General features: G+C 66.0%; 19 protein-coding genes, 1 tRNA gene and 1 pseudogene. 6 read left to right on the top strand and 15 right to left on the bottom strand.

Annotated features, from left to right (window positions below; translation table 11 throughout):
- Positions 1-16: 16 nt before the first annotated feature.
- Positions 17-670, bottom strand: coding sequence for an MOSC domain-containing protein (locus AO716_RS01990; protein ID WP_055239281.1), 654 nt, complete (start codon positions 668-670; stop codon positions 17-19).
- Between the two features lie 10 nt (positions 671-680).
- Positions 681-1,967, bottom strand: a complete 1,287-nt coding sequence (locus AO716_RS01985; protein WP_055239280.1) for a glycosyltransferase 87 family protein — start codon at positions 1,965-1,967, stop codon at positions 681-683.
- A gap of 245 nt (positions 1,968-2,212) precedes the next feature.
- Between AO716_RS01985 and AO716_RS01980 the strand changes: the two genes are divergently transcribed.
- On the top strand, positions 2,213-2,629 hold the full coding sequence (locus AO716_RS01980) for a hypothetical protein (protein ID WP_152969826.1): 417 nt from the start codon (positions 2,213-2,215) through the stop codon (positions 2,627-2,629).
- A gap of 19 nt (positions 2,630-2,648) precedes the next feature.
- On the opposite strand, the gene AO716_RS01975 is transcribed toward AO716_RS01980, so the two are convergent.
- The gene (locus AO716_RS01975; RefSeq protein WP_055239278.1) at positions 2,649-3,797 is read right to left on the bottom strand and encodes a cystathionine gamma-synthase; all 1,149 of its coding nucleotides are present in this window, start codon (positions 3,795-3,797) and stop codon (positions 2,649-2,651) included.
- Positions 3,798-3,842: 45 nt separating this feature from the next.
- Entirely contained in the window at positions 3,843-5,213 is a 1,371-nt protein-coding gene (locus AO716_RS01970; RefSeq protein WP_055239277.1) for a cystathionine beta-synthase, read from the bottom strand.
- 123 nt (positions 5,214-5,336) lie between these two features.
- On the opposite strand from AO716_RS01970, the gene AO716_RS01965 reads away from it, so the two are divergent.
- The gene (locus tag AO716_RS01965) at positions 5,337-6,293 is read left to right on the top strand and encodes a DNA-3-methyladenine glycosylase family protein (protein ID WP_235471977.1); all 957 of its coding nucleotides are present in this window, start codon (positions 5,337-5,339) and stop codon (positions 6,291-6,293) included.
- A 36-nt stretch (positions 6,294-6,329) separates the two neighbouring features.
- Positions 6,330-6,608, top strand: a complete 279-nt coding sequence (locus tag AO716_RS01960) for a putative quinol monooxygenase (RefSeq protein ID WP_055239276.1) — start codon at positions 6,330-6,332, stop codon at positions 6,606-6,608.
- Positions 6,609-6,683: 75 nt separating this feature from the next.
- On the opposite strand, the gene amt is transcribed toward AO716_RS01960, so the two are convergent.
- The 6 genes from amt to AO716_RS01930 form a co-directional block, all read right to left on the bottom strand.
- Positions 6,684-8,270 (bottom strand): ammonium transporter, encoded by a 1,587-nt coding sequence (gene amt, locus AO716_RS01955; protein ID WP_055239275.1) that lies wholly within the window; start codon positions 8,268-8,270, stop codon positions 6,684-6,686.
- A 300-nt stretch (positions 8,271-8,570) separates the two neighbouring features.
- The gene (gene fdhA / locus AO716_RS01950) at positions 8,571-9,797 is read right to left on the bottom strand and encodes a formaldehyde dehydrogenase, glutathione-independent (protein WP_055239274.1); all 1,227 of its coding nucleotides are present in this window, start codon (positions 9,795-9,797) and stop codon (positions 8,571-8,573) included.
- A 243-nt stretch (positions 9,798-10,040) separates the two neighbouring features.
- A complete protein-coding gene (gene trxA, locus AO716_RS01945; protein ID WP_055239273.1) occupies positions 10,041-10,439 on the bottom strand; it encodes a thioredoxin in 399 nt (132 codons plus the stop codon).
- A 66-nt stretch (positions 10,440-10,505) separates the two neighbouring features.
- Positions 10,506-10,952 (bottom strand): MarR family winged helix-turn-helix transcriptional regulator, encoded by a 447-nt coding sequence (locus tag AO716_RS01940; RefSeq protein WP_055239272.1) that lies wholly within the window; start codon positions 10,950-10,952, stop codon positions 10,506-10,508.
- Positions 10,953-11,115: 163 nt separating this feature from the next.
- A tRNA-Tyr gene (locus AO716_RS01935) sits at positions 11,116-11,197 on the bottom strand.
- Between the two features lie 91 nt (positions 11,198-11,288).
- Positions 11,289-11,753, bottom strand: coding sequence for a hypothetical protein (locus AO716_RS01930; protein WP_055239271.1), 465 nt, complete (start codon positions 11,751-11,753; stop codon positions 11,289-11,291).
- Positions 11,754-11,904: 151 nt separating this feature from the next.
- Here AO716_RS01930 and AO716_RS01925 point away from each other — a divergent pair, with 151 nt between their 5' ends.
- The gene (locus AO716_RS01925; RefSeq protein ID WP_055239270.1) at positions 11,905-12,396 is read left to right on the top strand and encodes a YajQ family cyclic di-GMP-binding protein; all 492 of its coding nucleotides are present in this window, start codon (positions 11,905-11,907) and stop codon (positions 12,394-12,396) included.
- A gap of 81 nt (positions 12,397-12,477) precedes the next feature.
- Here AO716_RS01925 and AO716_RS01920 read toward each other — a convergent pair whose 3' ends face one another.
- From AO716_RS01920 to AO716_RS01910, 3 genes and pseudogenes are all read right to left on the bottom strand, one after another.
- Entirely contained in the window at positions 12,478-13,161 is a 684-nt protein-coding gene (locus AO716_RS01920) for a histidine phosphatase family protein (RefSeq protein WP_055239269.1), read from the bottom strand.
- Between the two features lie 33 nt (positions 13,162-13,194).
- Positions 13,195-14,067, bottom strand: coding sequence for a zinc metalloprotease HtpX (gene htpX / locus AO716_RS01915; RefSeq protein WP_055239268.1), 873 nt, complete (start codon positions 14,065-14,067; stop codon positions 13,195-13,197).
- 142 nt (positions 14,068-14,209) lie between these two features.
- Positions 14,210-15,482, bottom strand: a pseudogene (locus tag AO716_RS01910) (MFS transporter).
- 122 nt (positions 15,483-15,604) lie between these two features.
- Between AO716_RS01910 and AO716_RS01905 the strand changes: the two are divergent.
- Entirely contained in the window at positions 15,605-16,348 is a 744-nt protein-coding gene (locus AO716_RS01905) for an MBL fold metallo-hydrolase (RefSeq protein WP_055239267.1), read from the top strand.
- On the opposite strand, the gene AO716_RS01900 is transcribed toward AO716_RS01905, so the two are convergent.
- Together AO716_RS01900 and AO716_RS01895 are read right to left on the bottom strand one after the other, a co-directional pair.
- Positions 16,345-17,109, bottom strand: coding sequence for an esterase/lipase family protein (locus tag AO716_RS01900; protein WP_235471976.1), 765 nt, complete (start codon positions 17,107-17,109; stop codon positions 16,345-16,347). The genes AO716_RS01905 and AO716_RS01900 overlap by 4 nt on opposite strands.
- Positions 17,106-17,864: an alpha/beta fold hydrolase gene (locus AO716_RS01895; RefSeq protein WP_055239266.1), complete on the bottom strand. Its 759-nt coding sequence runs from the start codon at positions 17,862-17,864 to the stop codon at positions 17,106-17,108. Before AO716_RS01895 ends, AO716_RS01900 begins: the two co-directional genes overlap by 4 nt.
- A gap of 108 nt (positions 17,865-17,972) precedes the next feature.
- On the opposite strand from AO716_RS01895, the gene AO716_RS01890 reads away from it, so the two are divergent.
- A complete protein-coding gene (locus AO716_RS01890) occupies positions 17,973-18,440 on the top strand; it encodes a Fur family transcriptional regulator (protein WP_055239265.1) in 468 nt (155 codons plus the stop codon).
- Positions 18,441-18,476 lie beyond the last annotated feature (36 nt).

Here is an 18,476-nt window from a genome sequence, read left to right as displayed (position 1 = left end):
AGGTCCGGCACACAGCCTAAACGGCGTCCTGGACTGCAGCCTGCCGGCGGAGCACCTTGCGGATTTCCGGAGACAGGTACATGCCCTCCGAATGTGCTTCTGACAGGCGGAAATGCTGCTCAGCGGAGAGGCCGGTAAACACGTCCGCCACGCTTACTCCGTGCTCCGGGCGGGAAATGACTTCCACTGCGTCTCCGGCCTGGATTGAGCCGCGGCTGACAACGCGGAGGTAGGTTCCCAGTCGTCCGGCCGCGGCGAACCGGGCCACCCACTTCGGCTGGCCCATGTACTGGGCGAAGTTCCGGCAGGGTGTGCGCGGGCAGGTCACTTCCAGGACCACATCCGCACCGATCCGCCACTGCTCCCCCACTACCGCGTGGGACGCGTCGATGCCTGCCACCCGGAGGTTTTCACCGAAACGGCCCGGCGGCACCGGCTCGCCCAGTTCCGCAGCCCAGTAGTCCGCGTCCTCCTGCGAGTACGCGTAGACAGCCTTGGATTCACCGCCGTGGTGCCGGCGGTCTGCCTGCACATCGCCGGTGAGCCCCAGCGAGTAAAGCTTGACGGGTCCCTCAACGGCACGCTTGTCGATCGCGCTCACTCCCACCGCGTCGGAGGTGGGCCGCAGGGCGTGCACGCGGCAGATAGCCAGGAGGGATCCGGTAGTCATGGGCAACAGTCTAGGTCCGAGGTACCTGGATATCCCCGGAAACGGGTGCGGCGCGCCACCAGCGGCGGGGCCGGGCGGGCCACAGCAGGACCAGGAACCAGGCCAGCAGGCCGGCGCCGCAGAAGACTCCGGCGCTGGCGGCCATCAGCCACAGTCCCGGGGCTTGGGAGTCAAGGTCCCCCGCGCCCAGCAGAGTGGCAATGCCCTTGGGTGTCAGGTAGAAAATCACCGTCGTGGCGGCCAGCAGGATCCAGCCGGTGGCACGCATCGTCCTTCGCCGTCCGGGAAGCCCCTGCACCGCTGCCGCGGTCAGGGGAAGGAAGATGGCCACCCAGACCCAGTGGTGGGACCAGGAGACCGGTGAGGCCAGCAGCATCAGCAGTGCTGCGGCCGCCAGAGCCAGCAGATCCATCCCGGCCAGTGTTGCCAGTCGGATGATGACGGCTGCAGCAGCCGCTGCGGCGAGGCACAAGAGCAGCCAGGGGGCAGTCACGTCCGCATCCGGTCCGGCGAAGTGCAGCAGCGCGCCGCGGAAGGAAAGGTTGTCCACGTACGCTCCCCCGCCGACCCGTGACGTGTCCGGGAGCAGTTCTCCCCAATAAGTCTTCGACTCCCGGGGCAGGATCAGGAACCCCAGCCCGAAGGTGGCAAGGAAGCCAAAGGCCATATTCCGCAGCCCCCGCCAGTCGCCGCGCACCAGGTAGTAGAAGGCGAAGGCCAGCGGAGTCAGCTTGAACCCGGCGGCCACACCGGTGAGCAGCCCCCGCGGCCACTGCTCGCTGCGGTTGAGGAAGTCGATCATTACCAGTGCGAACAGGATGATGTTGATCTGGCCCAGCGCCAGTGTGTCCCGCCATGGCCCCAGGGCTGCTATGAGCCCAAACGCCACGATCGCCGCCGGCCGGAGCCAGAACCCCCTCAGCACGGCCCTTACACTGCCGGAACCGCTGAAATGAGCCACCAGCCACAGCGCAGTCAGCGCGGTCAAGGCCAGGGAGAGCCCGAAGAAGATGTTGAATCCGATGACGTCGCCGAAAGGCGCCAGGACCGCGAACAGCAGTGCCGATACGGGCGGGTAGGTAAACATCAGCGAAGGATTAGGCGGATTGGGGATCCCCACGGAATAGAGTTCACCGCTGGCTTTCAGGACAGTCTGCCCACCGGCCACGTAAACCCGGAAGTCGATGCCGTCCCGCGGCGCCAGGACCATGGCGAGTGCCAGCAGCGCGGCGCAGACCGCGGCCGCACCGAGCACCAGCGCCGCGCCTGCGGCCTGAGAACGCAGTCCCTGCGCCATGTGCTTCCCTCCTGTGCTGCCGCCCTTCGGCGAGCGGGCGGGCGAGCGACACTCTACCTGCCGGCCTTTCCCAAGTGGCCTCAGGAGGGGTTTTTCCCGCTGAACTTCCCCTAATCGGTTTAAAGCTCTGCGGCAGGGTCGGTCATGTTCGGGCAGCGCGTCCCCTACTGCCGCTACGGTAGTCAGTGAACGGGATGCCTGCACAGCCTCCAGCGGCGGCAGGATCCCCGATAAGGAGAACCAGCTTGAGCAAGACACATCCACTGACTCCCATGCCCGGGACCATGCGGCTGGCGACGGCAGCCTGGTCAGTCGCCGCCGTCGTCCTGTTCCTGGCCGGCGGTTCGTTCCTGTTTACAGCGCAGACGCAGCGCCAGGATTCCCAGGGCCTGCTGACGCTGGGCATCCTGGGGATTGCGCTGGGTGCCCTCACCGCCTTCTACGCCCTGCGGCTCCGCCGCGGCAGGCGCAGCAGCAGGGAAACCCTGACCACACTGGGGCTGATAGCCGGTGTCCCCCTGCTGTTCCGCGGCCCCTCGCTCATGGCGCTGGGCGCGCTGCTGCTGGCCTGCGCCGTGCTGCTGTGGCTGCCGCAGAGCACCCGGTTCTACGCCCAAACGGACCCGAAGGTGCGCCGGCGCCGTCTCACGGGACGCCGCTGAGCGCAGGACGGCTGCGAAATCAGAGCTGCTTCAGCGCCTGGTCCAGGTCCGCAATGAGGTCCTCAACGTCCTCAATGCCCACGGAGAGCCGCAGCAGGTTTTCCGGCACGGCCAGCTCGGTGCCCTTCACGGAGGCATGCGTCATTTCCGAGGGGTAGTTCATCAGGGACTCCACCCCACCCAGGGACTCGGCCAGGGTAAACACCTTCGTGGACTCGGCAACCTTGCGGGCTGCTGCTTCCCCGCCCTTGAAGCTGACCGAGACCATGCCGCCGAAGTCCTTCATCTGGGCCTTGGCCAGGTCATGGCCGGGGTGCTCTTCCAGCCCCGGGTAAAGCACCGACTCGACCGCGGTCTGGTCCTTCAGCCACCGCGCCACCGCCATGGCGTTGGAAGAGTGCCGGTCCATGCGCACTCCCAGGGTCTTCAGCCCGCGGGTGGTCAGCCATGCTTCCATCGGAGCTGAAACGGCGCCCACCGCGTACTGGATGAACCCGATCTTCTCCGCAGCGGCGTCGTCGTTCAGGATCACTGCCCCGCCCACCGCGTCCGAATGGCCGCCGATGTACTTGGTGGTCGAATGCACCACGATGTCCGCTCCGAAGGCCAGCGGCTGCTGCAGGTACGGGGACGCGAAAGTGTTGTCCACTACCAGGAGGGCACCGGCGTCGTGTGCGGCCTGCGCCACTGCGGCGATGTCTGAAATCTTCATCATCGGGTTCGACGGCGTTTCAAGCCACACGATTTTTGTGTTTCCCGCTGAGATGGCCGCTGACAGGGCAGCGGTGTCGGACATGTCAACGGCCGCGTTGGTGATGCCCCAGGCGGAAAGCACCCGGTTGATCAGGCGGTACGTTCCGCCGTAGGCGTCGTTGCCCAGCACAATATGGTCTCCGGGTGCCAGCAGCGCGCGGATCAGGGCGTCCTCAGCGGCAAGGCCGGAGCTGAAGGAGAACGCGTGGCGCCCGCCTTCCAGCGCCGCGAGCTGTTCCTGCAGCGAATCCCTCGTGGGGTTGGTGCCGCGGCCGTATTCGTAGCCGTTGCGCAGTCCGCCGATCCCGTCCTGGGCATAGGTGGTGCTCTGGTACAGCGGCGGGATCACGGCCCCGGTGGTCGGGTCGGGGGTCTGTCCGGCGTGGATGGCGCGGGTGTTGAATCCTGAAGTCATGGTTTTCCTCCTGTGCCGGCGCGGCGGCGCTCGGGGTTTACGGGTCTAGGCGCTGAGGTAGGAGAGCAGGTCGCGGCGGGTGAGGATACCGTGCCAGGTGCCGCCGGAGGCGACCAGCAGCGTGTCTGCCTCTGCCAGGCGTTCCATCGCTGCGGATACGGATTCCCCGGCACCAATCTGCGGCAGTTTGGCCGAGAGGTGCTCACTGACCGGGTCCCCGGGCTTGGCTTCGCCACGGAAGAGTTTCTCACTCAGCGAGCGCTCATCCACCGAGCCGTGCACTTCACCCAGCACTGCCGGCGGCTCGTGGGACAGCACCGGAAGGCTGCTGCCGTGCCGGGCCAGCAGTTCAACGGCTTCCAGGACGGTGGCCGTCTTGGGTACGTACGGTGCAGGCTCGCCGCCGCGGGCTGCCAGCACGTCCGCTACGGAGGCATCCTGATCCTGATCGGCCAGGAACCCGTGGGACTTCATCCAGCCGTCGTTGAAGATCTTGCCGATGTATCCCCGGCCGCTGTCCGGCAGCAGGACCACCACAACGTCGTCGGGCCCCAGATCCTTGGCGGCACGCAGCGCAGCCACCACGGCCATGCCGGAGGACCCGCCTACCAGCAGGCCCTCTTCCCGCGCCAGGCGGCGCGTCATCGCAAAGGACTCGGCGTCGTTGACGGCAATGACCTCGTCCGGAACCGACGGATCGTAGTTGCCGGGCCACATGTCCTCGCCGACGCCTTCCACGAAGTACGGGCGTCCGGTGCCGCCGGAGTAGACCGAACCATCGGGATCAGCAGCGATAATCTTCACCGGGCCTGAGGGGCGGTCCGCGGAGACTTCCTTCAGGTAGCGGCCGGTGCCGGTGATGGTTCCGCCGGTGCCTGCACCTGCAACGAAGTGGGTGAGCTTTCCCTCGGTGTCGTTCCAGATCTCGGGTCCGGTGGACTCGTAGTGGCTGGCCGGGGCGGCCGGGTTGGAAAACTGGTCGGGCTTGTAGGCGCCGTCGATCTCCCGGACCAGCCGGTCGGAGACACCGTAGTAGGATTCGGGGCTTTCGGGCGCGACGGCGGTGGGCGTCACCACCACCTCGGCACCGTAGGCGCGCAGTACGTCGCGCTTTTCCACACCAACCTTGTCCGGCGTGACGAAGATGCAGTTGTAGCCCTTCTGCTGGGCCACCAGGGCAAGGCCGACGCCGGTGTTGCCGCTGGTCGGTTCAACCACCGTCCCGCCCGGGCGCAGTTTGCCTTCCGCTTCCGCCGCTTCGATCATCTTCACGGCGATGCGGTCCTTGATGGAACCGCCGGGATTGAGGTACTCCAGCTTCACCAGCACCGTGGCTTTAATGCCTTCGGTGACGTGGTGGAGTTTCACCAGCGGGGTGTTGCCGATCAGGTCCAGGACAGTGTTGGCATACTTCATGCGCACCACGTTACTGGCTGAGGCGCGAAGGAACAGGCCGGGCTGAACACTGCGTAGCAAACTTGCTTACAGTCCCCGTGGTTTTGGGACAGAAGTTCACTCCGGGCGTGCGAGCATGGTGGCATGTCTTCCGGATCGGCCTCCAGTCGCGGTGAGTTCGAGTTCTCCCGCCCGCTGGAGCTGGTACGCACGCTGCGGACCCTGGCGAACGGGGCCTCCGATCCCACCGTGCAGCTTTCCGATGCAGGGGTCTGGCTGGCTTTCCGTACCCGTACCGGACCGGCAACGCTCCGGCTCACCCAGCATGCCGGCGCGCTGCGTTCGCCCGCCCGGGTTTCGGCCCAGGCCTGGGGTCCGGGCGCGGAGGAGGCGCTCGCCTCCGTTCCGGCGCTGCTGGGCGAGCACGACGACTGGTCTTCTTTCGACGATCCGGCCTTCCTGGCAACCCTGCCTGCGGCTGTGCGTGAGGCCCGCAGGCGCCACCCCGGCCTCCGGCTGCCCAGCACCGGAAGGATCCTCCAGACCCTGGTGCCCATGGTGCTGGGCCAAAAGGTAACCCAGATGGAAGCGGTCCACGCCTGGCGGTACCTGGTACAGCGCTTTGGTGAGCCGGCGCCGGGGCCGGTGCCCCCGGGGCTGATGCTCGCTCCCGAGGCCTCGGGATGGCGGAGGATTCCCAGCTGGGACTGGCACCGGGCCGGCGTTGATTCGCACCGTTCCCGCACCATCCTGCGGGCCTGTGCCTCGGCGTCGGGCCTTGAACGCCTGGCCGGCATGCCGCTGGGAGAGGAAGTCAGCGCCAAGCTGCAGTCCCTTCCGGGAATCGGGCCGTGGACCGCGGCAGAAATCCTGCAGCGCACGCACGGCTCCCCCGACCATGTTTCCGTGGGAGACTTCCACCTCGCCGCAGATGTGGGTGCCGCGCTGACCGGCAAACGGACGGACGACGCCGGGATGCTGGCGCTGCTGGAACCCTGGCGCGGGCACAGGCAGCGGGTAGTGCGCATGATCGTCCTGACCGGTTTCCGCAAACAGGCCTACGGTCCGCGGCTTGCGCCCCAGGACCACCGCAGGCACTGACGCTGCCCGGTGTGCCGGTCGCCTAAGGTTGGTTGAATGAGCGCACCCGTAGATCTGACAGCCGTATTCGTTCCCAACCCCGGAGAGTTCTTCCGCGTGAAGCTGGCCCTGGAAATCGCGATCGAACAGGTTCAGGCCGAGCCGGGCTGCCTGCGGTACGAAATCACTGAGGAATCAGAGGACCGGATTGTCCTGACCGAACGCTGGGCATCCGAAGATGACCTGGCCCGGCACGCTGCCGGCGCGGCCAAGCAGGACCTGGATGAATCCCTCAGCGCCCTGCTGGCAGAACCGGTCGCACTCCACCGCGGCTGATCCCCCTCCCAAAAAAACGGAACAGTTCCCGGGCAGCCAAGGTGCGGCCCGGGAACTGGCTAAATCCGCGGCCGGCTACGGACTGATTTCCAGCCGGTGGACCGATTCAGGTTCAGCACCGAAACGCCGCAGGACGGCGGCTACGGCCTCTTCATGCTCGTCGTCGACGGCTGCGTACACCCGCATCCGTTCCTCGAAGTCCAGCTTCCGCACGTCGGAACGGAAAACCTCGGTACGGACCCGGCCGGTATAAACCGTGGTCTCCATCAGTTCAATGGATCTGGCGCCGGCCATCAGCAGGGCATCGCGCAGCCCGTCGATCCGTTCGGTGTTGACGATCGCGCTGATCACATGCCGTGGTTCGCCCGGCCCGGCCGCATCCCCCTGAGGTGCACCGGCACCGCGTCCGCTGGTCGTGGGGTGGGCAGTAACACCGCTCAGGGAATATCCCGACTGGCCCTGCTGTACCTGATCCAGCGAGTCCTGTTCCGGGCCCGGTTCGCGCAGGCCAATGGTCCGGTTGATGAGCGCTGCGACGATCCAGCTCAGCACGAACGAGAACACCACGACGCAGACGATTGCCACGGTCTGATGCCACAGCAGGAGCCCGCCGCCGCCGGCGAACAGGCCGTCGGCGCTGACCGGGTTCACGGCGCTGTCCGCGAAGAACCCCAGCATGAACGAACCGATAAGGCCTCCGACGAAGTGCACGGCGATTACATCCAGTGCATCGTCGTAGCGCAGCAGGTGCTTAAGCCGGACCGCGAAGCAGCAGACGCAGCCGGCGATCAGCCCAATGAGCAGCGCGGAGCCGGTGTTGACGAATCCGGCGCACGGGGTAATCGTGGCCAGCCCCGCCACGGCTCCGGACACTGCCCCAACCAGCGTGGAGTGTCCGCTGGTGAGGCGTTCAACCAGCAGCCATGTCAGCATGGCGGCTCCGCCGGCCACGTGGGTGTTGATCAGAGCCTGGGCGGCGATGTCGTTGGCCTGCAGCCCATCGCCGGCGTTGAACCCGAACCAGCCGAACCACAGAATCCCCGCACCCACCAGCATTAGCGGCAGGTTGTTGGGTGAGGTCTTGAGCTGCGGCCAGCCCCGGCGGCGTCCCACTACCAGGAGCACTGCCACGGCTGCGGCACCGGCGGAGGCATGAACCACGAGGCCGCCGGCCCAGTCCTGGGCGCCGAGCTGGGCGAGCCAGCCCTTGGGATGCCAGAGCCAGCGGGCCACCTGGGGATAGACCAGGATTGAAAAGGCCACCAGGAATACCGTCCAGCCGGCGAATTTCAGCCGTCCGGCGGTGGCACCGGTGAGCAGGGCAGGAGTGATGATTGCGAACATCATCTGGTATGCCACGAACGCCAGGGCAGGGATGGTCACCCCTGCGGTGACGGTATGGAACTGGGGTGTGTCCACGGTAATCAGGGCGAAGGCATCGAACTCTCCCAGAACGGAGTTCCCCTTGTTGCTGAAGGCCAGTGTGTAGCCCACCAGAATCCACGTCAGGGTGATGACGCCCAGCGGGATGATGTTCTGCATCATCATGGTGAGCACGTTCCGTACGGGAACCATCCCGCCGTAGAACAGTGCCAGCCCCGGCGTCATGAACAGCACGAGCCCGGCGCATACCAGGACCCAGGCGGTATCCGCCCCGTTCACTGCACTGCTCCGTCAGGTTGAGGGCATATTGGCCAACTGCACCCAGGCGGCGGGGCGGTGCCCCGGCGGAGGGGTTGTAACCCGTCCCGGCGTGTGAGGATTGTGCGCATCTGGTCCCCGCTTCCAACTCGTGTCCCGCATGAGTGGTGCAGCCGAAGGTCCACGAAAATACTGGGAGGGGGGTCTCCGGCTCATCGAGTCTAGCGAGGCGCCGTCAGCGGGCGGAAGGTGCGGTCGCGCAAAGAGCCGCCGGGGAACGCAATTCGTGCGTCCTTCCCGGCGGCCCTTCACCTCCGGACCCTAGTTGGCGTTGGCTCCGGTAACTCCGTGCGGGTCAATGACATACTTCCTGGCCGCACCGGAGTCGAACTCCCGGTATGCCTCCGGTGCATCATCGAGACGGATAGCGGTGGCGTTCACCGCCTTGGCAATCTGCACGCGGTCATTGAGGATGGCCATCATCAAGTCGCGGTTGTACTTCATCACCGGACACTGGCCGGTAGTGAAGGACAGCGACTTGGCCCATCCCGTTCCCAGGCTGATGGACAGCGAGCCGACCTTGGCTGCCTCATCAATTCCGCCGGGGTCGCCGGTGACGTACAGGCCCGGGATGCCCAGCGCCCCGCCTGCCGCAGTGATGTCCATCAGCGAGTTCAGGACCGTCGCCGGAGCCTCCTGTCCGGATCCGTGCCCGTGCCCGCGGGCCTCGAACCCCACGGCGTCCACGCCGCAGTCCACTTCCGGAACACCCAGGATCTGCTCGATCTGGTCCTTGGGATCGCCCTTGGAGACGTCCACGGTTTCACAGCCGAAGCTGCGCGCCTGCGCCAGCCGGTCCTCATTGAGGTCACCGACGATGACGACGGCGGCACCCAGCAGCTGTGCACCCGCTGCCGCGGCCAGCCCGACGGGGCCGGCACCGGCGATGTAGACGGTGGAGCCGGTACGCACGCCCGCCGTGACGGCGCCGTGGTAGCCGGTGGGAAAGATGTCGGAGAGCATGGTCAGGTCCATGATCTTCTCCATGGCCTGCTCAGAATCCGGGAACTTCAGCAGGTTCCAGTCCGCGTAGGGCACAAGCGCGTATTCTGCCTGGCCTCCCACCCAGCCGCCCATGTCCACATAGCCGTAGGCGCTGCCGGGACGGTCCGGGTTCACGTTGAGGCAGATCCCGGTTTTCCGCTCCTTGCAGTTCCGGCAGCGGCCGCAGGAAATGTTGAAGGGGACGGACACCACGTCGCCAACCTTGATGAACTCCACATCCGGTCCGGTTTCAACTACCTCGCCGGTAATCTCGTGTCCGAGGATCAGGTTCGCCGGTGCCGTGGTGCGCCCGCGGACCATGTGCTGGTCGGACCCGCAGATGTTGGTTGTCAGGACCTTCAGAATGGCCGCGTGGGGCAGCTTGCGTCCCACATTGGCCGGGTTCACCCCCGGACCGTCCCGGAGCTCGAAGGTTGGATAGTCGATGTCCTGGACTTCCACAACACCGGGCTCGATATAAGCAACTGCTCGATTACCGCTCATTTGGTATTCCTCGCCTTGTAACCTTGGTCGTCGTTGACTGGGTTCCCCCGGCAGACGGGCAGCCGGCGTCAGCGCGGCTCCCCCGGGATGCACGAGCCTACAACTCGTCAAAGCTCGCGGCTAGGGAAAATACTTATCGGTCAGGGGGCTCCGGCAGCGGCTCGGAAGGTTAACGCGCAGCAGGGAACCCCTCCGCTGCCGGAGGAGCTCCCTGCTGGTGTTTAGCTGTGGAGCGCTGGTGCGCTAGCTGACCTGTCCATCCTGGCCGGCTGCTGCCTGGCCCTGTTCCTGGGCGGCGATCTGCTCGTGGACAGCCTTCATGTCCAGTCCCTTCACGGCTTCGACCAGTTCGCTGAACTGGTTCGCGTTGAGCGCGCCGGGCTGGGAAAACACCAGCACCTTTTCGCGGAACGCCATCAGGGTGGGGATGGAAGTGATGCCAGCGGCTGCGGCAAGTCCCTGCTCAGCCTCGGTGTCCACCTTCGCGAAGGTGATGTCCTCGTGCTGCTGCGAGACGGCGTCGTAAACCGGTGCGAACTGCTTGCACGGGCCGCACCAGTCCGCCCAGAAGTCAACGAACACAATGTCGTTTTCCTCAATGGTCTCGGGGAACGTTGCCTCGGTGATGTCAATAGTTGCCATAGCATCCACGCTATAGCGCCTGCCGGACGATGTCTGCAATTGTTCGCTCTGCGGTGAAGACCGGGTTCAGCCGACGGTGGAGAATCCCATCTGCGTGACCTTGGCGATCACCGGCAGCGCCTCGCGCAGTTTCTCCTGCTCTGCGGCGCCCAGCTGGCCCAGCAGGTCCGAGAGCAGCGACTCCCGGCGCTCGGTTTCAACTGCCAGTTTGCGGCGTCCGTCCGGAGTCAGGCTGACCCGTACACCGCGTGAATCCTCGGGGTCCGGACTCCGCCGCACCAGGCCTGCATGCTCGAGGCGGATAATCTGCTCCGTGGCGCTGGGAACCTTGACGCCCAGGTTCCTGGCGACGTCGGAAACCCGCATGCCGTCGCCGTCCACCATCCGCAGCGTACCCAGCTGATTAGAGGTAATGCCGAATTCCGTGTCCATGTGGCGCACGAGGAAGACGGCTTCGCGCAGCGCTTCCCGAAACTGTTCGGCAAGACGGTCCAGAGCCAGGTCCTCTTTCATGCTTAGAAACACTAGACGGCCTAGTCACATAGTTCTTGGGGGCGTGCCCATAACCGGTGCTTTTGTGCCGAGATTTTGGCTGCCGGTCGCTTCGGCGGCGGTTGGGACGTGGGAAAACAAAAAAACATCCCCGGTCCTAAGACCGGGGATGTTCTCTCTTCGGTGGCAGATGAGGGATTCGAACCCCCGTAGGCATTGCCAGCTGATTTACAGTCAGCCCCCTTTGGCCGCTCGGGTAATCTGCCGAAGGCCTTCTTGCGAAGACTTTGTCCGCGGTAACCGCGGGCAAGACAACTTTACAGAACATTGGCCCAAGAATCGAATCGGCGCCCCGGGCTAGAGTCCGCGGGCAATCCGGGCGCTGATCTGGGCATAGAAATGCTCCGCCTGGGAAGCAGTCACGCTGCCCCATGCGACCGCATTGGCGAGGTCCCGGCGGACGCCGGCAAGTCGCTCGGCACCGTCCCGGGCTGCTGCAGCAGGGCTGGCCAGCGGCAGCTGGGCGGATGTTTCCTCCACGTCTTCGGCGGGGACCAGCCACGCAGCTTCCTGCGGTTCCCGGGCCTGCGCCGATGCCGCACCCACACCCGTCACCGACACGGCAGCGATCATGGAGGATGCTGCCACCCGCCGCAGCCGGATTCCGGCAGACAGACGCGGCGATGCCGCAGACACCAGCGCCGCTGCCCCGGGCGGCACGGGCGTTCCCGGCGGCACGGGGCTCTGTCCCTCTGGTTCTTCGGTCTCCGCCTTCGCGGCTGTGCGCGGAGGCTCCTTGGGTTCAGTGGGGTGCGTGCTCATGGTCCCAACCTTTTCCCAGGCAGATGTGAGGACGGTGCGCTGGGGCTGAATACTGCCTGTGAGCACCCGCGGCTGCCCGGGGGCCCTGCCCACCTATTAGGCTGGTGCACAGGAGAAGTCCACCTACCCACGCACACCTAAGGAGCGCATTATGGCCAGCGAGTCATCATTCGACGTCGTCAGCAAGATCGACAAGCAGGAGGTCGCCAACGCCCTGAACCAGGCCCAGAAGGAAATCGCACAGCGCTACGACTTCAAGGGTGTCGGTGCGGAGGTCGATTTCAGCGGCGAAAAGATCCTGATGAAGGCCAACTCAGAGGAACGCGTCAAGGCCGTCCTGGACGTCTTCCAGTCCAAGCTGGTGAAGCGGGGAATCTCGCTGAAGTCCCTCGATGACGGCGAGCCCTACGCCTCGGGCAAGGAATACCGGATCGAGGCCTCCATGAAGGAAGGCATCGCCCAGGACCAGGCCAAGAAGATCAACAAGATGATCCGTGACGAGGGCCCGAAGGGCGTCAAGTCCCAGATCCAGGGCGATGAGCTTCGTGTCAGCTCCAAGTCCCGCGACGACCTGCAGGCCACCATGGCAATGCTGAAGGGCGCCGACCTGGACGTCGATCTGCAGTTCATCAACTTCCGCTAATCACTGCATCTAACGCAGACGAAGAAAACGACGGCGGCGCCCCCCCCTTCCGGGAAGCGCCGCCGTCGTTTGTTGCCGGGCTCAGGGCGTGAGCTCGACGTCCTCGCCCGCCGGGCCGTCAGCCCCCGGGTCCTCCAGGGTGGAACCGCCGACGGCCTCCCCCTGCCAGGTGAGCAGTTCCCAGGCATGCCCGTGGGCTTCCGGACGCGGTTTGGACTCAAGCACCACGATTCCCGTATTGCTCAGCGTGTTGTGGACAATGAAGTCCGGCCCCACATTGCGGGCGCGTGCGGTGGCCCAGGCCCGGATGATCGCGCCGTGGCTGAAGATCACCGGAGTCTGCTGTCCCGTGCGCTGCAGTTCGGAGACCACCTCATCGAAGCGGCCCAGCGTCTCCGCGCCGTCCGGACCACCGGGCATCCTCACGGAGAGATCGCCCTGCACCCACGCGTAGACCGTGCGCAGGTAGGCCTGGATGGATTCGCTGTCCCCGCGCATCTCCAGGTTGCCGGCGGAGATTTCGCGCAGCCCTTCCCGGACCTCAATGGGCTGGGCAAGGGCGTTGGCCAGCGGCGTGGCGGTGAGCTGCGTGCGCACCAGGTTTGAGGCGTAGACGCCGCTGATCTGCTCATGCCCGAGGGCCTGAGGCAGGGCCGCTGCCTGGGCCAGGCCGAGTTCGGTCAGCCCGGGCCCGGGGGCTCCGGTGTCCAGCAGCCGTTCAATGTTCGACGGCGTCTGGCCGTGGCGGACGAGGATCAGCCGCATGTGTGCTCGCTTTCTGTGTCGATGCCGCTGCGCTTAGGAACCGAGTGGGCGTCCCGCCATGTTTTCGAGGCGACGGATCCGGTCAGCCATCGGCGGGTGGGTGGCCAGCAGGCCGCGCACGCCGTTGCGGAACGGATTGGCAATCATCAGGTGGGAGGTGTTGACCAGCTTCTGGTCCGTGTTGGGCAGCGGGGCCTGCTGGGTTCCGGTTTCAAGCTTCCGTAGCGCCGATGCCAGCGCCAGCGGATCGTCGGTCAGGGTCGCGCCGTCCTCATCGGCGTCGTACTCCCGGGTACGGCCGATGGCCATCTGGATGAGGCTGGCCGCCAGCGGAGCCAGGATGGCCATGGCGATCATGGCCAGCGGGTTCTGGTTGCGGCGGTCGCCGCCGCCGAAGAAGAGCAGGAACTGCCCCAGCGAGGTGATGACGCCGGCAATCGCAGCGGCAACCGAGGAGGTCAGGATGTCCCGGTTGTAGACATGCATCAGCTCGTGGCCCAGTACCCCGCGCAGCTCGCGTTCGTTGAGCAGCGCCAGGATGCCCTGGGTGCAGCAGACAGCGGCGTTCTGCGGGTTGCGGCCGGTGGCGAAGGCGTTCGGCGCCATGGTGGGCGAGATATACAGCCGGGGCATCGGCTGGTTGGCCTTGGCCGAGAGCTCACGGACAATCCGGTACATTTCCGGGGCCTGGGCTTCGGTTACCGGCACGGCATGCATGGCCCTGATGGCGAGCTTGTCGCTGTTCCAGTAGCTGTACGCCGTCGTGGCCAGGCCGATCACCAGGAAAATCCAGATGAACGAGGAGTTCCCCGTGCCGCTGGACAGCAGCCCGCCGATTCCCAGCAGCACGGCGAAGAGCACGCCAAAGAGGAGTGCGGTCTTCAAACCGTTGAAATGTCGGTGCACGTGTACACGATCCTTCCTGGGCGGAAGGCCCCACCCTCCCATCAGGAGCGCAGGTCCAAAACCTTCCGCGGTACTTTTCCTAAGCGTTAACGTATCTGCCCCGCTCACTGTTCCACGGCGGTTCTTCCCGGTCCTTGGCGAATTATGGAGCCGGGTGCCTGGCGTCGTACCGCGCAAACGCGGGCTGCAGCCGGGCCAGGACCACGACGGCGGCAACGCACGCCAGTCCTCCCGCGACGGCGGCCCAGCCCTCTCCCAGAAGGGAAGCGTCGATTCCGGCCACCAGGTCTCCCAGCCGGGGACCGCCGGCGACCACCACCACAAAGACTCCCTGGAGCCGGCCGCGCATGGCGTCCGGTGTGGCGGCCTGCAGGATCGTGGAACGGAAGACTCCGCTGATCGAGTCGGCGATGCCCGCAGCCCCCATGGCCAGCGCCGCCGGAAGGAGCCACGGTGAGACGCCGCCGCCGTCGTGCTCACCTGCCAGCACCACCACCACACCGAATGCGGCAACTGAGAGTCCCCAGGCAACCACCGACCACATAACGGCCAGCCCCTGCCGCCGCACCAGGCCCAGGGGCCCGGAGAAGAGGCCGGCGAGGAACGCGCCGGCAGCCGTGGCAGCGAGCAGGATGCCCACTGTTTCAGCTCCCCCCGCCCAGCATCAGCGCCCCAATGGCGGGCAGCAGCGCACGCGGCTGGGCCAGGACCATGGCCGCCAGGTCCACAATGAACGTCATGCGGATGTTGGGGCGTGTGTCAAGGAAGGTGAAGCCCTCGAGCACGGACTTCAGCCCGGCCTTCTGCACCTGGCCAACCGGAGGCATTGGATCCAGGCGGTACAGCGCCCACATGGCGGCTGTGAATGTAACGACGTCGATCGTGTAAGTCCAGCCGTAGCCCACCTGCCCCACCAGCACACCTGCCAGAAGCGGCCCTACCGCCATGGCCAGGCCGAAGGTAATCATGCTCAGGGCGTTTGCTGCCGGAAGCAGCTCGGTGCGGATAAGCCGCGGAATGATTGCACTGCGGGCGGGATGGTTCAGGCCTCCGGCACCGGCGTTGACGGCCACCAGGGCAAAGAGCAGCCACACGTTTTGAAGGCCGAGCCAGGCCTGCACCGCGATGCCGATGGTGGTAAGCCACAGAACGACTGCGGAGAACAGTGCCACCTTGCGCCTGTCGTAGGCGTCCACCACTGATCCGCCGTACAACCCGGCCAGTACAAGCGGCACCAGGCCGACCACGCCGAGCATTCCCACGTACAGGCTGGACTGGGTCAGTTCATAGACCTCCAGGCTTACGGCGACGAGGGTGAGCTGTGTACCGACCGCGGAAAGCGCTGTTCCGGTCCACAGTCGGCGGAAATCCCGGCTTTCGCGCAGCGGGGTGAGGTCAGCGAGCAGTCTTGGCACTCGAGCAGTCTAGGCGAGCGCTGCCCGGTGGCCGGTCAAGGTGACCCCTTGCGGCGGAGCTGGCACCATCAGGCGGAAAGCAAGCTTAGGATTGTCCTTTCACCGCATGCCTAGGAGGAACCATGCTGACCCGCAACGTTGCTGACGGTATCCACCTGATCGAGCACGCCTACACAAACGTGTATCTGGTCGAGGGTGACGGCGAGGTGATGATCATCGACTCCGGACTGCCTGCCGCGCAGCACGAGATTTCAGGAGCCGTCCGGTCCCTTGGCTACGGCCCGGGTTCGGTCAGTGCGATTGTGCTGACACATGGACACTTTGACCATGTGGGCACCGCGGCGAAGCTGCGCATCGAGTTCCGTGCTCCCGTCCTGGCAGATCCGGCGGACCACTACATCGCTGCCCACCCGTACCGGTACGCCCATGAACGGGCCCGGTTCCAGTATCCGATCCGCTTTCCCGGTTCCCTTCGGCAGCTGGGGGCCATGACTATGGCCGGCGCCCTGATGGTCCGCGGCGTAGCGGACGTCCATGCGCTCGACGCCGGGTCTGCGGCGGTCCTGCCGGGTGCTCCGCAGGTGATTCCGACGCCGGGACACACCGCCGGGCATGTGTCCCTGCATTTTCCGGACCGCGGGGCACTCATTGCCGGCGATGCACTGGTCACCCTCAACCCCTATACCGGCCATCGCGGCCCGCAGATTGTCTCAGGGGCGGCGACGGCCAACAGCGCTGCGGCGCTTGAATCCCTGAACGCGCTCGCCGAGACGCGGGCTCCCCTGCTGCTGACAGGCCACGGCGACCCCTGGACCGCCGGCGTTGAATCCGCCGTTGGACAGGCGCTGGCGCACGGAGCCAGCTAGGGCCGGCTTTGAGCGCTGCCCGGCGCACCCTGGTTCTCCAGCACCTCGGCAACGAGCCGGTGCACCTCGGGGTCTCCGACTGGGCGGAAGTGTCCCATGGCCTCGAGCTGGATGTTGCGTGCGCCGTCGAGCCTGCTGCCGCCGGGGATGTGCGGGTCAAAGCCGGCATAGATGGAGGTAATCCTGGCATTCGCATCCAGGCTTGCCTGCAGGCTGCGGAGCAGGGCATTGCGCGGGGAGAACGCCCGGATGGACGGGAGGAAGAAGAGCCGGGCGTACGGTGAGCCGGAGAAAGGCGTGTTGATCGCCACCAGGTGCCGGATGCGGTGCCCCTTCGGCCCGAGCAGGACCTGCTTTCCAATCAGGCCGCCCTTGCTGTGCGCCACGATCGCCGCGTCCTGCAGGCCGGCGGAGTCCAGGTAGGCCTCCACCAGCCGGGCCATCCTGTCCACCCGGCCCCGGTTGTAGCCCAGGCTGTTGACGGTGTGCACCGGGTGACCGCGTTCGGCTAGCGCAGCGGCCAGCGGCCGGAGGAACTGCCAGTTTTCGTAGACGCCCGGGATCAGCACCACCGGCAGCCGGGGCGCCTGGCCTCCCGCAGGCTCCAGATAGGGGGCCGGATCAAGACGGAACAGGAATCCCTGCACCTGCCACCGCGCCACGTAGGCGTAGTCGGCCGCCCACGCCGCAGCCAGGCGCAGCCGGTACCGGACCCGCCGCAGAAGCCCCGGACGTTCTGCGCTTCTCCCGGTACCGGTCACGGGACTGCTTTCCCGAGTTTGCGCACCCACTGCGCTGTCTGGGCAGGGTGCGTCCACATCAGTACGTGCGGGGCCGCAGGAACTTCGCCAAGCTGCACGCCGGACCCGGCCTGCTCCAGCCGCAGGAGCCAGGAGCGCGGCACGATTGGATCCCTGCTCCCGCTCACCACCGCAGCCGGGCAGGCTGCAAGGGCAAGGCGTTCCTCAAGCCTGTGCTCCATCATCCGGCGAAGGGTGCCCAGGTACCAGCGGGGCCCGGTGCGAAGGTAGTCCGAGAAGACAGTCCAATTGACTGCCGGGTGTTCACGCAGGGTGTCCTGGCCCAGGCGCAGCGCCTGCTCGGCGATGGTGCGTTCGGCCCGGTTCACTGTTGGAGCGAGCAGCAGCAGTGACCTGGCGAGGTCCGGATCCGCGAGGGCCGCCTCCACCACCACCTGGCATCCCATCGAATGGCCCACCAGCACTGCCTCGGAAATTCCGGCCTGGCGCAGCGACTGGGCAACGGCGGCGCCGTACCCCGCCATGCTGAGCGGCTCTTCCGGCTTCGGCAGGCCCGCATGCCCCGGCAGCTCTACACAGTGGACGGAGTGGTCCCGCGAGAGCTCACGGACCAGGGGCTCGAAGTATCGCGGTGACGCGCCGATCCCGTGGACAAGCACCACTGATGGCCCCGGCGTCCCGGATGAGCGCAGCCCCACCTCGGTTTTGCCCACTCGCAGGCGGAGCGCCTGGGGCCGGGCAGCTGTTGCGGACACTTTGCCTCCTGGTTGGCTGCAGCACACGTTGCCGCACCACCACCCTAAGCGTGCACGATTAGGGTCACCTTATTATGAATAACTCAGAATAAACGGTACTGTTGACGCATGACTTCCACAGCAGCCTCCGCGGCAGCCACTGACAAGTGGTCAGCGCAGCTGCGTGCACACGGACGCCGGGTCACCAAGCAGCGCCTGGCCGTGCTGGACGCCGTCGAACATTCACCGCACGCAGGTGCGGATGAAGTCGCAGCTATTGTGCGGACCACCCTTCCGGACATCAGCCTCCAGTCCGTCTACGTTGTGCTCACCGATCTCACGGAAACGGGCATGCTGCGCCGGATCGAACCGCCGCACTCTCCCGCCCGTTATGAGACCCGCGTCGATGACAACCACCATCACGCGATGTGCACCGGCTGTGGACACATCGAGGACGTTGACTGCGCCGTCGGACACGCACCGTGCCTGACCCCCAGCAACACCCATGGCATGACCATCCAGATTGCGGATGTGCTCTACCAGGGCCTCTGCGCCGACTGCGCAGCCAAGCCGGACACTGCCGGCAAGACTTCCTGACCCATCGACTTAAACACTCCACCCAAAGAAGAAAGA

Source organism: Arthrobacter sp. Edens01, from assembly GCF_001307035.1.
In the GTDB taxonomy this organism is placed as follows: Bacteria; Actinomycetota; Actinomycetes; order Actinomycetales; family Micrococcaceae; genus Arthrobacter_B.
This window is presented reverse-complemented; position numbering and strand designations above follow the sequence as displayed.

Excerpts from the sequence above, each read along its gene's own strand:
- AO716_RS01990 (WP_055239281.1), bottom strand. The coding sequence starts at position 670 with ATGACTACCGGATCCCTCCTGGCTATCTGCCGCGTGCACGCCCTGCGG.
- AO716_RS01985 (WP_055239280.1), bottom strand. The coding sequence starts at position 1,967 with ATGGCGCAGGGACTGCGTTCTCAGGCCGCAGGCGCGGCGCTGGTGCTC.
- AO716_RS01975 (WP_055239278.1), bottom strand. The coding sequence starts at position 3,797 with ATGACTTCAGGATTCAACACCCGCGCCATCCACGCCGGACAGACCCCC.
- AO716_RS01970 (WP_055239277.1), bottom strand. The coding sequence starts at position 5,213 with ATGAAGTATGCCAACACTGTCCTGGACCTGATCGGCAACACCCCGCTG.
- AO716_RS01965 (WP_235471977.1), top strand. The coding sequence starts at position 5,337 with ATGTCTTCCGGATCGGCCTCCAGTCGCGGTGAGTTCGAGTTCTCCCGC.
- AO716_RS01960 (WP_055239276.1), top strand. The coding sequence starts at position 6,330 with ATGAGCGCACCCGTAGATCTGACAGCCGTATTCGTTCCCAACCCCGGA.
- fdhA (WP_055239274.1), bottom strand. The coding sequence starts at position 9,797 with ATGAGCGGTAATCGAGCAGTTGCTTATATCGAGCCCGGTGTTGTGGAA.
- trxA (WP_055239273.1), bottom strand. The coding sequence starts at position 10,439 with ATGGCAACTATTGACATCACCGAGGCAACGTTCCCCGAGACCATTGAG.
- AO716_RS01940 (WP_055239272.1), bottom strand. The coding sequence starts at position 10,952 with ATGAAAGAGGACCTGGCTCTGGACCGTCTTGCCGAACAGTTTCGGGAA.
- AO716_RS01930 (WP_055239271.1), bottom strand. The coding sequence starts at position 11,753 with ATGAGCACGCACCCCACTGAACCCAAGGAGCCTCCGCGCACAGCCGCG.
- AO716_RS01925 (WP_055239270.1), top strand. The coding sequence starts at position 11,905 with ATGGCCAGCGAGTCATCATTCGACGTCGTCAGCAAGATCGACAAGCAG.
- AO716_RS01920 (WP_055239269.1), bottom strand. The coding sequence starts at position 13,161 with ATGCGGCTGATCCTCGTCCGCCACGGCCAGACGCCGTCGAACATTGAA.
- AO716_RS01905 (WP_055239267.1), top strand. The coding sequence starts at position 15,605 with ATGCTGACCCGCAACGTTGCTGACGGTATCCACCTGATCGAGCACGCC.
- AO716_RS01890 (WP_055239265.1), top strand. The coding sequence starts at position 17,973 with ATGACTTCCACAGCAGCCTCCGCGGCAGCCACTGACAAGTGGTCAGCG.